Here is a 14,253-nt window from a genome sequence, read left to right on the forward strand (position 1 = left end):
CACATGCCGCACGATGATCAGAAGGGAAGCCGTTTGAGCTTGCTATTATTTTATTTTCTGGCGTTTTTATTGCTGTGGGAGTGGCTCAGGCCGCTTGACAGTTTTACAAATACGAAACATACAGGCTTTTTTATTGTCTTTATCGGCTTGACGTTTCTGCTGACTTTTTTCAGGATGAGGTGGTTTGTCACCGTTCCTTTTTGTGTCCTATTTACGTTAATCTCGATACACATCCTGTTTTATCAAGGTTCTATATTTGACTTGAGCTGGATCAGCTCTTTTTTGAAGGATGTCTATTTGAATATCACGCTGATTCAATCAGGGCAATGGAATGATATGATTCCTTCATTTCGGACCCTGCTGTTTTTTGTGCTGCTGTGGCTTTTGGTCTATCTCCTTCATTATTGGGTGATTTACCAGAGAAGGATCTTGTTTTTCTTTATGATGACAGTAGCGTATATTACGATTCTTGATACCTTTACGCCATATGATGCCACGTTTGCCGTCATCCGTATCGTGCTGATCGGCTTCTTTATGCTGGGCCTTTTATATTTAGAACGCATCAAGCTGGTGGAAAGAATCACGCTGCCAAAAACATCTATCCTGAAATGGTTTCTTCCTTTATCTTTATTGATATTGGCTGCGGTGGGATTCGGACTTGCCGCTCCGAAGTCAGAGCCGGCTTGGCCTGATCCGGTGCCCTTTCTTAAAAAAATCACGAATCAAGATCGTGTGCCGGCTGGAGAAAGCAAAATCGGCTACGGAAACCATGATGAATCACTTGGAGGTCCATTTCAGCAGGATGATACACCTGTTTTTACATGGCAGGGAAAAGAGCGTACGTATTTCCGTGTGGAAACGAAGGATACGTATACCGGAAAAGGCTGGATTGAAACAGACACAGGCATGTCATATCAGCTTAGCGGAGGAAAAATTGAAAATCTGTGGTTTGACCACAAGGTTGCGACAGAGCGCAGCACCGTCCGCGTAAAAGTCGATGAGCACTACGGATATAACCATGTGATGTATCCAATCGGTGCGGCAGCCATTCAGTCAAAGCAGGCTGTCTCACTTGAAATGAACGGGAACACGGAACAAATTTCTCCGATCAGTGAACAAGCCGGTGAGATCAGAAATATGGGGAGCTATACGGTAACGTACAATTCTCCGGCCTACAAGCTGGATGAGCTGAGAAAGGTAAAAGTGAGAAACAACAGTGAGGAATACACATTCAGCGACCGCTATATGCAGCTGCCTGATTCACTGCCTGAGCGGGTGAGAACCCTTGCGATCAAGCTGACCCAGGATCACGATAATATGTTTGATAAGGTGAAAGCGGTTGAGGACTATTTAGGGTCAAATGCGTTCACATATGAAACCGAAAACGTGACCATTCCTAAAGATGATGAGGATTATGTCGATCAATTTTTGTTTGAAACAAAGATGGGCTATTGTGATAACTTTTCTTCCGCCATGGTGGTGCTCCTGCGTTCGGCCGGCATTCCGGCCCGCTGGATAAAGGGGTATACGTCCGGCGAATATAAAGAAGCCGGAAACAAAAACGGCAGTATCTACGAAGTGACAAATAACAACGCCCATTCCTGGGTCGAGGTGTATTTCCCGGAACAGGGCTGGGTCACATTTGAGCCGACTAAAGGGTTTACAAATCCGGCTGAATTTACTTCTTCCGACACCAAGGATTCCGGCAGTCAAAATAGCAGTTCACCTAAGAAAACAAAAGAGGAACAGAAAGAAGAGAAAAAACAGCCGGAAAAAGAAGAAAAACAAAAGGAAAAACAGGAGCCAGCCGTTTCTAAAAAGCCGTCCGCTTCGCATACAAATGCCGGGTCGGGCTGGTATCTGGCTTTTGCAGTCCTTGCGGTTCTCATGGTGGCAGCGGTACTGCTGTATGTTTTCCGTTCGTTATGGATTCCTGTTTTCGTTGTGAGAAAGCTGAAGCGGCGCAGTGATCAGCATGTGTTTTTTGAGGCATATGGCGCGCTGCTGAAACAGCTGAAGAGAAGAGGACTGCCGAAACGAGATAGTGAAACGCTGCGTGATTATGCAAAACGAATCGATGGAAAATACGACTCACAAGACATGTCAAAGCTGACATTCCGCTATGAACGGGCGCTTTACAGAAATGAAGATTCGGCTTCGCTTTGGAATGATTCCAGAGAGTTATGGGAAAATTTAATTAAAAGAAGATGGTCTTGACCGCTTATCAACGTGTTGTTAGAATTAGTGAATATTATCGGAGTCTGGGAGCGAGTTGCCGGACTCCGGCAAACGGCCTTGCCAAAGAGGGCGGAGCGAGCTTCATATCTGTCCTCGTCTTTTTCTGTGTCAAAAAACTTAGAGGAGATTAGGTGACAACCATGACAAAGTTAGTGAATGAAATGATTCTTGTCCTTGATTTCGGCAGTCAGTATAACCAGCTGATTACACGCCGTATCCGTGAATTCGGTGTATACAGCGAGCTGCATCCCCATACATTGACGGCTGAAGAAATTAAAGAAATGAATCCAAAAGGAATTATTTTATCCGGCGGTCCAAACAGTGTGTATGATGAAAACTCTTTCCGCTGTGACGAGAAAATCTTCGAGCTTGATATTCCTGTTTTGGGAATTTGCTACGGCATGCAGCTGATGACTCATTACCTTGGCGGTAAAGTTGAAGCGGCAAGCCAGCGTGAATACGGAAAAGCAAACATCCGCATCGAAGGCACACCTGATTTGTTCAAAGATCTTCCGAACGAACAAGTGGTTTGGATGAGCCACGGCGATTTGGTTGTAGAAGTTCCTGAAGGCTTCACTGTTGACGCGACAAGCCATCACTGCCCGAATTCAGCGATGAGCAAAGCGGACAAAAAATGGTACGGCGTTCAGTTCCACCCGGAAGTGCGCCACTCTGAATACGGCAATGATCTTCTGAAAAACTTTGTATTCGGCGTTTGCGATTGCGAAGGCAAATGGTCAATGGAGAACTTTATCGAAATCGAAATGCAAAAAATCCGTGAAACAGTCGGAGACAAGCAGGTTCTTTGCGCGCTAAGCGGCGGCGTTGATTCCTCTGTTGTTGCTGTTTTGATTCATAAAGCGATCGGCGACCAGCTGACTTGTATCTTTGTAGACCATGGTCTTCTCCGTAAAGGCGAGGCTGAAGGAGTTATGAAAACATTCAGCGAAGGCTTTAACATGAACGTCATTAAAGTAGACGCGCAAGATCGATTCTTAAATAAACTTAAAGGCGTTTCTGACCCTGAGCAAAAACGCAAAATCATCGGTAATGAATTCATTTACGTGTTCGATGATGAAGCGGACAAGCTTAAAGGCATCGACTACCTTGCGCAAGGAACGCTTTACACAGATATCATCGAGAGCGGTACTGCAACGGCGCAAACGATCAAATCTCACCACAATGTCGGCGGGCTTCCTGAAGACATGCAGTTTGAACTGATCGAGCCGTTAAACACGCTCTTCAAAGACGAAGTGCGCGCGCTTGGCACAGAGCTCGGCATTCCGGATGACATCGTATGGCGCCAGCCTTTCCCAGGACCGGGACTCGGAATCCGCGTACTTGGCGAAGTAACAGAAGAAAAACTGGAAATCGTTCGTGAATCAGATGCGATTTTGCGTGAAGAAGTCGCAAATCACGGGTTAGAGCGTGATATCTGGCAATACTTCACTGTTCTTCCTGACATCCGCAGCGTTGGTGTTATGGGTGACGCAAGAACATATGATTACACAATCGGAATTCGCGCCGTTACATCAATCGACGGCATGACATCTGACTGGGCGCGTATCCCATGGGATGTGCTTGAAGTCATTTCTACACGTATTGTAAACGAAGTGAAGCACATTAACCGCGTGGTGTACGATATTACAAGTAAGCCGCCTGCGACGATTGAGTGGGAGTAATAAAAGGCCTAGAAATGTTAGATAAGCATTTCTAGGCCTTTTAATTAAATTTTTATTATGGTGATTTTTTTACTATGATTTAGTAGTTGCTTTTTTTGAAAACAATTATTTAAAATATATATATCCATTTTGAGAATTTAATGCTCATTTTAAATTTTAAAAGAATTGGTTTGTTTATTTTACAGAAAATTAAACAAAGAAGTGAATTATTTATATGTGGAAGAGTAGGTAATAAAATGAATATAAGTGTGTTTTCTTTTTTTTCTGGTTCAGGATTTTTGGATCTGGGTTTTGAAAAAACAGGTTTTAATATTGTTGAGGTTAATGAATTATACGAACCATTTCTAGAAGCGTATAAATTCTCTAGACAAAAAATGGGTTTTGGTATTCCGAAATATGGTTACTCTCAAAAAGACATAACTAGTTATTTGCATAGTGAGGTATTTAATGAGCAAGTAAGAATAGAAAAAGAAAAGGGCATATGCGGTTTTATTGGGGGACCTCCTTGTCCAGATTTTTCATCAGCAGGAAAAAATAAAGGTCGTGATGGAGAAAACGGAAAATTAACAAAAACTTACTTTGATTTAATTATTGATAAAGAACCTGATTTTTTTCTTTTCGAGAATGTTAAAGGGTTACTAAGGACTAAAAAGCATAAATTATTTTATGATGAAATGAAAACTTGTCTCGAATCCAATGGGTATATAATAATTGATAATTTACTCAATTCATTGCAATATAATGTACCACAAGATCGGGAAAGAATTATTATGATCGGTTTTAAGAAAAACTCACTAAAAAAAGATATTAAGCTAGTCAACGATTATCTTAATTCTTATAATTGGGGTATCTCTAGACAAAATGTAATAGAGATTAAAAAATTAAATTGGCCAGATACGAATAGATTTGAAGTTGATGTTTTTAAAAATATTCCCTCTGATATTATTGAAGAATTAACAATCGAATTTTGGTTTAACAAAAACGACGTATATAATCATCCCAATACTAATGATTACTTTAAACCAAGACAAGCAATCGATAAATTTAAAAGTGTTTCTGAAGGAGATGTTTCAAAAAAGTCTTTTAAGCGATTGCATAGATGGAGATACTCTCCAACTGTTGCATATGGAAATAATGAAGTACACCTTCATCCATATAAATGTAGAAGGTTGTCTGTTTCAGAAGCATTAGCAATACAATCTCTTCCTAAAGAATTCTTTTTGCCAGATTATATTACCCTAACTGATAAGTTTAAAACTATTGGAAACGGTGTACCATTCTTAATGTCTTTGGGGATAGCTCAAAGTCTTCATAGATTAATAAATAAGATACTTTGATACCGAGGTGGAAATATGTGTATAATTATGAAGGGATTAAAAAAGAGCTAAAGCAGCTAAAACCAATTGATTTTTACATGAAATACATAGTGAAGTCCTATAACTGGTACTTCTCAGAAGTTTTATGTGCTGAAAAAGGTAAATCTATAGAGCTAATGGATAATTTCAAGGAAATTGTAACGAGAAACTTAGACATTAGCTTCCATAGTGTACAAATGGTTGGAAGTGCAAAGATAGGTTTTAGTTTATCGCCATATAAAAACTTCAGACAGTTTGTTAAGTATTCACCTAATGAACATATTCAAGAATCAGATATAGACTTGGCTATAATTTCAGCGCCATTATTTAATGAAATATGGCAAGCTATAAGAAAATGTAGAGCAACTGTATATTTGGCTAACTATAAAAAAATTGCAAATTCTGTATTTTTGGGATATATAAATGATAAAGACTTTTTAGAGATAGTCGATGTTTCTATAGATGTAAAAGAAAAAATAATGAAAACAAATAAGGAACTCATTGATGAACTATCTATACTCAATCCTATATCATACAGAATTTATAAATCGTGGGAGGATTTGGAGGAATATCAATTAGGAAGTATTGAGAAAGCGAGGAATATTCTATGAGATTTGAATTTACTGAAAATACTAAGACTATAAGTAATATTTATAGAATGTTTAATAAAGAAGAACTTATTATAGATAATACTTATCAAAGAAGATCTGTTTGGATAGAAAAAGATAAAATACGCCTTATTGAGACTATTCTATTAAATTTTGTAGTGCCTTCAGTATACTTTTGGCAAAGTGATACAAATCCGGAAACTGGGGATTCAATTACTCATATTGTTGATGGACAGCAAAGAATTAAAGCGGTTATGGACTTTATTGATAATAAATTTTGTTTAAAGGGAAGTGCTTTACTAGAAGATTCATTAATAGATGAATATAGTGGTAAGTATTTTGTGGATTTAAGCGATGAGGATAAAAAGAAAATATGGAATTATAAATTTTTTGTAATTGAAATAGATCTGAATGCAAATAAAAAAGATATTATAAATATGTTCTCAAGGCTAAATTTAACTGAATATACATTGAATGATCAAGAAAAAAGGAATACTATTCGAGGCTTATTTCATGAACTTGCTTATGAACTGTCTTTAAATGATTTCTGGAAACAAATTGATTTCTTTACTACTAATGATATGAAAAGGATGAAAGATATACAATTTAATGCGAGCATTATTTTGTTATGGCGGAATGGAATAATAGAGCAGTCTAACTCTTCTGCTGCTATAAATAGGGCTTATGAAGAGTTTAAAGAAGAATACCCAAGTATGAATCACGATAAAAACAGTATAATAAAAGCAATGGAAATGATATTGGAGTTAAATGAAGGAAAGGGTATTGATAAATTCATTAAGAAAAAAACTCAAATTTATTCAATTTTTTCAATTTGTTTTTATATGATAAGAAAGAATATGAAAATAAATAACGAGATAAAAAACAAATTCGAAGTGTTTGTTAAGATTTACAATCAATATAAGAATGAAGAGATTGTAGATTTGCAACTGAACGATGAAGAAAATAAAGTTTATGACTTGTTTAAAAAATATAAACAGGCTTCCTCTGAGGGTGTCAATAAATTATCCAATAGAGTTGCTAGATTTGATGTATTAAAAAAATTCTTATTAGAGTATAACTATTCTAATGAAATTACTGATAGTCTCTATGAAAAACTTCGGAAAAGCTAAGGTGCGAAATTAAACAAAAGTAACGAACAAAACGAACTTTCTTCTTAAGATTGTTCGTTTTTTTATATTGTCATTTCAAATTGAACTTGGTACAATAGACTCAGAAATCAAATAAGATGAATTCGTATAATCGCGGGGATATGGCCCGCAAGTTTCTACCAAGCTACCGTAAATGGCTTGACTACGTAAACATTTCTTTCGTTTGATATAAATAAAACACGTTTATTTATTCAAACTGAAATCCGTCTGTAGTCAAGCGTCCCAAAATGTATTGGGGCGTTTTTTATTTGGCGATTTCAGGGCAGGATAAATAGCAAAGAGTGAAGGGAGTCAAATAGCTTGAAAAAGTATTTTCAGTTTGATGAGCTGGGTACCAGCTATCGCAATGAGATCATTGGCGGATTAACGACTTTTTTATCTATGGCATATATTCTGTTCGTCAATCCAATTACGCTTGCTTTGGAGAGCGTGAAAGATTTTCCGGAGGCGCTGAGAATTGACCAAGGTGCGGTCTTTACAGCGACAGCGCTGGCGTCGGCAGCAGGCTGTATCTTAATGGGGTTGATAGCGAGGTATCCGATCGCCATCGCGCCCGGTATGGGGCTGAACGCGTTTTTTGCGTTTTCTGTCGTCCTTGGTATGGGCATTTCATGGCAGGCAGCTTTGTCTGGTGTTTTTATTTCAGGTCTTATTTTCGTTGCTCTTTCTTTAACAGGTTTTCGCGAAAAAATCATCAACGCCATTCCGCCTGAGCTGAAATTGGCAGTCGGCGCGGGTATCGGCTTATTTATTACATTCGTTGGATTGCAGGGATCAGGAATTATCACTGCAAACCCTTCTACACTCGTCACCATCGGAAACATTCACAGCGGCCCTGTGCTGTTAACGATTTTCGGTGTGATTGTAACGGTTATTTTAATGGTGCTTCGCGTCAACGCGGGCGTGTTTATCGGGATGCTGTTAACAGCGGTTGCCGGCATGATTTTCGGTTTGGTTCCTGTACCGACGCAAATCATCGGGAGTGTGCCGAGCCTTGCGCCGACGTTCGGACAAGCGTGGATTCACCTGCCGGATATTTTCTCCGTGCAGATGCTGATCGTCATTTTAACGTTCTTGTTTGTCGGATTTTTTGATACAGCGGGTACACTTGTTGCTGTGGCAACTCAAGCTGGTTTAATGAAGGAAAACAAATTGCCTCGTGCGGGACGTGCGCTTTTAGCTGATTCATCTTCGATTGTGATCGGTGCCGTACTCGGTACGTCTACAACAACTTCTTACGTTGAATCAAGCTCAGGTGTCGCTGCGGGCGCCCGTTCAGGATTTGCGGCGATTGTAACAGGTATTCTCTTTTTACTGGCTACGTTTTTCTCACCGCTTCTATCAGTCGTTACATCAAATGTAACAGCCCCGGCGCTTATTATTGTCGGTGCATTGATGGTCGCGCCGCTTGGCAAAATCGCATGGGATAAGTTCGAGGTGGCCGTTCCCGCTTTCCTTACCATGATCATGATGCCGTTAACGTACAGCATTGCGACCGGGATTGCCATCGGATTTATTTTCTATCCGATTACAATGGTGTGCAAAGGAAAAGCCAAAGAGGTTCATCCAATCATGTACGGGCTGTTTGTCGTATTTATCCTGTACTTTATCTTCTTAAAATAAAGATTGAAAACCAGCTGCATCGGCAGCTGGTTTTTTTGTTGCAAAAGGTAAAACCATTTCATACGATATACCGTCATGTAGATGTGCCGCCATGCTTTACTTAAATGGAAATGACTTGACTGTTCAGGAAGGCTTCGGTACCTTATATAAGTGTTTTATTTTCTTGCTGAATGGTATTCCGCCGTATATTTTTGATAGGAGTTGCTGACATGACGGAAGAAAGAAAAGAAACGTTTGAAGAAGAAATGAATCAGAGTGAAAGAATAGATGCAGATGAAGAACCGCTATCGAGAATGTCCAGAAATGCGAGCAGGCAAAGCAAGCAGAAGCAAAAACAAAAGCAGAAACCGCACAAGGAACGCGGTGAATCAACTGCTAAAGAAAAGCTTGCGTCTGTATGGGCAGCTGTCAACAGATATTGCGGTTTTGCGTTCTCGATTTTAAAATCACCAGCGAAAACCGTCGTGGCGGATGGTTTTTCTCATTATAAGTATGGTCTGATTTCAATGCTTATATTCAGTATGATCTTTTCAATCGGGAACTGGTTTCAGTTAAAAGCGAGCTGGAATCGGCCGCTCGGGTTTGGAGAACGCCATCACGCTTTTTATGACGGGTTTTTAGTCGTTCTTGTGTATTTGCTGCTCTTTTTCGCGGTAATGGTCTTTGCTGTATGGGCCGTCTCCCGCTATATGATGAAGCAGAAGGTAACGTTCAGGGAAGCGGCTGCCGGTTTGGGTTCATTGCTTGTACCAGTGATTGCTGTTTCAATCCTTTGGCTGATCTTTGCGATCGTAAATATCCCGATGTTGACAGTTCTGTTTACAGTGCTGATCTTGTTTTCGATCTTTTTTATGATGGCGCTGTATGTGCAGCGTCTGTATCAGGCGGCACAGGATGCACCGATTGACTATATCTATTGTGTATTTGCTGTAGTTGCGATAGCGCTGCTGTTTGCGGCGGTGACTTGGCCGTTGATTTCTGAGTATTTCACGGCGTCGCTGATTCCGCTTTAATGAAAAAAACCGGCTGTTCATAGCCGGTTTTTTTATGTCACACTTTTTACAAATATATCTAAAAACATAGTTGATTTGTAGGATTAATCCATGTATGATAGGGAAAATGCTGTAAACGTCCAGCGCACAAACCTTTATGTTTAAGGAGGATGATGGACATGGCTGATTTACTTCGCCGAGCGATTAATCAAAAGAAACAATTTTTAAAAACCAAATTACTGCTCTCGGAATTTTATCAGGGAAGAGGGGAACAGCTGGCTCATTATACGCTGAGTGAGCTTGAGAAAGAATACAAGTCCCTTCTGAAAATGAAAAAAGAGATCTGACAATAGATGAGAAGAGGTGAGTCTGCTGAAAAGCGGGCTTTTTGTTTTGATTTTGAAAAGGTGAGAAAGAGGGTAAACTACTACTGTTCCATCTCATAAAGCGCGTCGAAATATTTTGCTTAGACATACGGCCCTCAACTCATTGTAAATGGGCCGTTTCTCTAGTAGAATATGAATGCTTTATGCAAGCTGAAGAGTAGGGGGATGAAATAAAATGATGCAAACCATCTTATCAAATGGGATCGGCATGGTTCTCATAATTCTCATTATTAATATTGTTTATGTATCATTTTTTACGATAAGAATGATTTTAACGCTGAAAGGGCAACGGTATTTAGCGGCCGGCATCAGTACGATTGAAATATTGGTTTATGTGACGGGACTGAGTCTTGTGCTCGATAACTTAGACCAGATTCAAAATGTGATCGCGTACGCGCTTGGTTACGGTCTTGGCGTGATTGTCGGCATGAAAATAGAAGAAAAATTGGCGCTTGGCTATATTATGGTCAATGTGATTACGAAGGAACTAGACCTTGATCTTCCGAAGCAGCTCCGTGAAAAAGGATACGGTGTGACAAACTGGGTGGCCGGCGGGCTTGAAGGCGACCGTACAGCCCTTCAGATTCTGACACCGAGAAGATATGAACTCCAGCTGTATGATACGATTAAAACACTTGATTCAAAAGCCTTTATTATTGCCTATGAACCAAAAACAATCCACGGCGGCTTCTGGGTCAAAGCGGTGAAGAAGAGGAGAATTAAAGAATAATGGCAAAACCGAAAAAGAAAAAGTTTGAAGTGACAGATCAGCAAACGATTGATGCGGTGCTTCAGCAAATGAAAGAAGAAGGATATTTGCCTGTACGGCGAATGGAAGAGCCTATTTTTATGGAAAAAAAGGAAAATGGGTCAATTCAGATTGTTCCGTGCGGGAAAAAAATCGTATTTGAAGGGAAATTGATCTAAAACACGAACATTAGTAGAATGAATTTTTGTATCGTTCGATAATATCGTTGACATTATCTATGTCCGTTGTTAAGATAAACATGAAATCAAAACACGACCTCATATAATCTTGGGAATATGGCCCATAAGTTTCTACCCGGCAACCGTAAATTGCCGGACTATGCAGGAAAGTGATCGATAAAACTGACATGGATATATCGCAGAAGCGAACGACTGACGATACATGTACCATGCCCGGTTTGTATTGCTTCCTCATAAGTGCAATGCAAAGCGGGTATTTTTTATTTTCTGAAAACTAAAGCATTAGAAGGTGGGAACAGAATGCAGCCGCTAGTAGGAATCATCATGGGAAGCACTTCCGATTGGGAGACAATGAAAAACGCATGCGACATACTTGACGAACTTAATGTTCCATATGAAAAAAAGGTCGTTTCCGCTCACCGGACGCCTGATTTAATGTTTGAATACGCTGAAACGGCCAGAGAAAGAGGCATCAAGGTGATTATCGCCGGTGCCGGAGGAGCGGCGCATCTGCCAGGGATGACAGCGGCGAAAACAACACTGCCGGTCATCGGCGTTCCGGTTCAGTCTAAAGCGCTGAACGGACTGGATTCACTTCTTTCCATCGTCCAAATGCCTGGAGGCGTGCCTGTTGCGACAACAGCCATCGGCAAAGCGGGCGCTGTGAACGCAGGCCTGTTAGCGGCGCAAATTTTGTCAGCTTTTGACGAAGATCTTGCCCGCAAGCTGGATGAGAGAAGAGAAAATACAAAACAGACGGTGTTAGAAAGCAGTGATCAGCTTGTCTAATCAAATCATCTATCCGGGAGCAGTAATCGGCATTATCGGCGGCGGCCAGCTTGGGAAAATGATGGCGGTGTCCGCCAAACAAATGGGATATAAAGTCGCGGTCGTTGATCCGGTGAAAGATTCGCCGTGCGGGCAGGTTGCCGATATCGAGATTACCGCTCATTATAATGACCGTGAAGCGATTCGGAAATTGGCTGAAATCAGCGATATCATCACCTATGAGTTTGAAAACATCGATTATGACGCGCTGCATTGGCTAAAGGATCATGCGTATCTCCCGCAAGGAAGTGAGCTGCTGCTCATTACCCAAAACCGTGAAACAGAGAAAAAAGCAATTCAAGCAGCGGGCTGTGAAGTCGCGCCGTACAGCATCGTCAATACAAAGGATGAACTGAAACAGGCGGTACAGGAGCTTGGGCTTCCAGCAGTGCTGAAAACATGCCGCGGCGGATACGACGGCAAAGGCCAATTTGTGATCAAGGAAGAGACGCAAATGGAGCAGGCTGCCGCTCTTTTAGAACACGGAACTTGCATTCTCGAAAGCTGGGTTTCTTTTAAAATGGAACTGTCGGTTATCGTTGTCAGATCGGTAAACGGCGAAGTTTCAACATTTCCGGCAGCTGAAAACATTCACCACAACAATATTCTCTTCCAAAGCATCGTGCCTGCACGAGTGGAGGAAGGAATTCAGCAGAAGGCTGCTGAGCTGGCTGTTAAGCTGGCTGATGAGCTTAATCTTGTCGGGCCGCTTGCTGTTGAGATGTTCCTGACAGAAGACGGAGAGCTTTTGGTCAATGAACTGGCGCCAAGACCGCACAATTCAGGACATTATACGCTGGACCTTTGCGAGACGAGCCAGTTTGAACAGCATATCAGAGCGGTATGCGGCCTTCCGCTAGGGAAGACAGATTTGCTGAAGCCGGGCATGATGGTGAATCTTCTCGGTGATGAAGTGAAGCTTGTGGAGGAAGAGCCGGACCTTTTAAAAGAAGCAAAGCTATATATATACGGAAAACATGAAATCAAAAAAGGCCGCAAAATGGGGCATATTACATTTATGAAGCAGCCTGAAGACCACTGGATTCAGGAGATCACAAATAAATGGATGAATAGAGACGGAGGACAAGCAGAATGATCGAACGTTACTCAAGACCTGAAATGTCCGCGATTTGGACGGATGAAAACAGATTTCAAGCATGGCTAGAGGTGGAGATTCTTGCCTGTGAAGCGTGGGCGGAGCTTGGCGTTATTCCGAAAGAAGACGTAAAGGTTATGCGCGAGAACGCGTCATTTGACATCAACCGCATTTTAGAAATCGAACAGGACACGCGCCATGATGTTGTCGCTTTTACACGAGCCGTTTCCGAATCACTGGGCGAAGAAAGAAAATGGGTGCATTACGGCTTAACGTCTACTGACGTTGTTGACACTGCTCTTTCTTACTTATTAAAACAGGCAAACGATATTCTGCTCAAGGACCTTGAGAGATTTGTTGACATTATAAAAGAAAAAGCGAAAGAGCATAAATACACAGTCATGATGGGGCGCACACACGGCGTACACGCTGAGCCTACAACATTCGGCTTAAAACTCGCGCTTTGGCATGAAGAAATGAAACGGAATCTTGAGCGTTTCAAACAAGCGAAAGAAGGCATCGAGGTTGGGAAGATTTCCGGCGCTGTCGGCACATATGCGAACATTGATCCATTTGTTGAACAATATGTATGCGAGAAGCTCGGATTGAAAGCAGCACCGATTTCAACTCAAACCCTTCAGCGTGACCGCCATGCTGATTATATGGCGACACTTGCTTTAATCGCGACAAGCATCGAGAAATTCGCAGTGGAAATCCGCGGACTGCAAAAAAGTGAAACACGCGAAGTTGAGGAATTTTTCGCGAAAGGGCAAAAGGGTTCATCTGCAATGCCGCACAAACGCAACCCGATCGGCTCTGAAAACATGACAGGCATGGCGCGCGTTATTCGCGGCTACATGATGACGGCTTACGAAAATGTTCCATTATGGCATGAGCGAGATATTTCTCATTCATCAGCAGAACGAATTATTCTTCCGGATGCGACAATCGCGCTCAACTACATGCTGAACCGCTTCTCTAACATCGTGAAGAACTTAACGGTCTTCCCGGAAAACATGAAGCGCAACATGGACCGCACTCTCGGCCTTATCTACTCTCAGCGCGTGCTGCTTGCTTTGATTGACACAGGCCTGACTCGTGAAGAAGCCTATGATACAGTACAGCCAAAAGCAATGGAGGCGTGGGAAAAACAAGTGCCGTTCCGTGAACTTGTGGAAGCGGAAGAGAAAATCACGTCCCGTCTTTCTCCAGAAAAAATTGCTGACTGCTTTGATTACAACTACCATCTGAAAAATGTTGATCTGATCTTTGAACGTTTAGGTTTGGCATAGAAGAAGCTTTTTAAGCGGCTTCTTCTAAGCTGCCGC

13 protein-coding genes and 2 riboswitches are annotated in these 14,253 nt (G+C 41.4%); all 13 genes read left to right on the forward strand.

Annotated features, from left to right (window positions below; translation table 11 throughout):
• Nucleotides 1-3 precede the first annotated feature (3 nt).
• The 13 genes from EFK13_RS03700 (at nt 4) to purB (ending at nt 14,217) form a co-directional block, all read left to right on the forward strand.
• Nucleotides 4-2,217, forward strand: coding sequence for a DUF4129 domain-containing transglutaminase family protein (locus tag EFK13_RS03700; protein ID WP_129506496.1), 2,214 nt, complete (start codon nt 4-6; stop codon nt 2,215-2,217).
• Nucleotides 2,218-2,378: 161 nt separating this feature from the next.
• Complete coding sequence (gene guaA, locus EFK13_RS03705; RefSeq protein ID WP_064812625.1) at nt 2,379-3,920, forward strand: glutamine-hydrolyzing GMP synthase; 1,542 nt, start codon at nt 2,379-2,381, stop codon at nt 3,918-3,920.
• A gap of 140 nt (nt 3,921-4,060) precedes the next feature.
• Complete coding sequence (locus EFK13_RS03710) at nt 4,061-5,257, forward strand: DNA cytosine methyltransferase (protein WP_240034916.1); 1,197 nt, start codon at nt 4,061-4,063, stop codon at nt 5,255-5,257.
• Nucleotides 5,258-5,274: 17 nt separating this feature from the next.
• Nucleotides 5,275-5,886: a hypothetical protein gene (locus EFK13_RS03715; RefSeq protein WP_129506495.1), complete on the forward strand. Its 612-nt coding sequence runs from the start codon at nt 5,275-5,277 to the stop codon at nt 5,884-5,886.
• Complete coding sequence (locus tag EFK13_RS03720; protein ID WP_129506494.1) at nt 5,883-7,013, forward strand: DUF262 domain-containing protein; 1,131 nt, start codon at nt 5,883-5,885, stop codon at nt 7,011-7,013. Before EFK13_RS03715 ends, EFK13_RS03720 begins: the two co-directional genes overlap by 4 nt.
• A 102-nt stretch (nt 7,014-7,115) precedes the next feature.
• Nucleotides 7,116-7,217: riboswitch (purine riboswitch) on the forward strand.
• 135 nt (nt 7,218-7,352) lie between these two features.
• On the forward strand, nt 7,353-8,675 hold the full coding sequence (pbuG, locus tag EFK13_RS03725) for a hypoxanthine/guanine permease PbuG (protein WP_038428518.1): 1,323 nt from the start codon (nt 7,353-7,355) through the stop codon (nt 8,673-8,675).
• 209 nt (nt 8,676-8,884) lie between these two features.
• Nucleotides 8,885-9,688, forward strand: a complete 804-nt coding sequence (locus tag EFK13_RS03730; protein ID WP_129506493.1) for a DUF6574 domain-containing protein — start codon at nt 8,885-8,887, stop codon at nt 9,686-9,688.
• 158 nt (nt 9,689-9,846) lie between these two features.
• Nucleotides 9,847-10,014 (forward strand): Fur-regulated basic protein FbpA, encoded by a 168-nt coding sequence (locus EFK13_RS03735; protein WP_014112910.1) that lies wholly within the window; start codon nt 9,847-9,849, stop codon nt 10,012-10,014.
• A gap of 214 nt (nt 10,015-10,228) precedes the next feature.
• On the forward strand, nt 10,229-10,783 hold the full coding sequence (locus tag EFK13_RS03740; protein WP_129506492.1) for a DUF2179 domain-containing protein: 555 nt from the start codon (nt 10,229-10,231) through the stop codon (nt 10,781-10,783).
• Nucleotides 10,783-10,980 (forward strand): NETI motif-containing protein, encoded by a 198-nt coding sequence (locus tag EFK13_RS03745; protein ID WP_075749417.1) that lies wholly within the window; start codon nt 10,783-10,785, stop codon nt 10,978-10,980. Before EFK13_RS03740 ends, EFK13_RS03745 begins: the two co-directional genes overlap by 1 nt.
• A 79-nt stretch (nt 10,981-11,059) precedes the next feature.
• Nucleotides 11,060-11,161, forward strand: a riboswitch (purine riboswitch).
• Between the two features lie 140 nt (nt 11,162-11,301).
• Complete coding sequence (gene purE / locus EFK13_RS03750; RefSeq protein WP_019713502.1) at nt 11,302-11,790, forward strand: 5-(carboxyamino)imidazole ribonucleotide mutase; 489 nt, start codon at nt 11,302-11,304, stop codon at nt 11,788-11,790.
• Nucleotides 11,783-12,925, forward strand: coding sequence for a 5-(carboxyamino)imidazole ribonucleotide synthase (purK, locus tag EFK13_RS03755; protein ID WP_129506491.1), 1,143 nt, complete (start codon nt 11,783-11,785; stop codon nt 12,923-12,925). The genes purE and purK overlap by 8 nt, the downstream gene beginning before the upstream one ends.
• Nucleotides 12,922-14,217 carry an adenylosuccinate lyase gene (gene purB / locus EFK13_RS03760; RefSeq protein WP_014112914.1) on the forward strand — a complete coding sequence of 432 codons (1,296 nt, stop codon included), beginning with the start codon at nt 12,922-12,924 and terminating at the stop codon, nt 14,215-14,217. Before purK ends, purB begins: the two co-directional genes overlap by 4 nt.
• Nucleotides 14,218-14,253: the final 36 nt, after the last annotated feature.

Origin of the sequence: Bacillus cabrialesii (assembly GCF_004124315.2) — a bacterium.
GTDB lineage: Bacteria > Bacillota > Bacilli > Bacillales > Bacillaceae > Bacillus > Bacillus cabrialesii.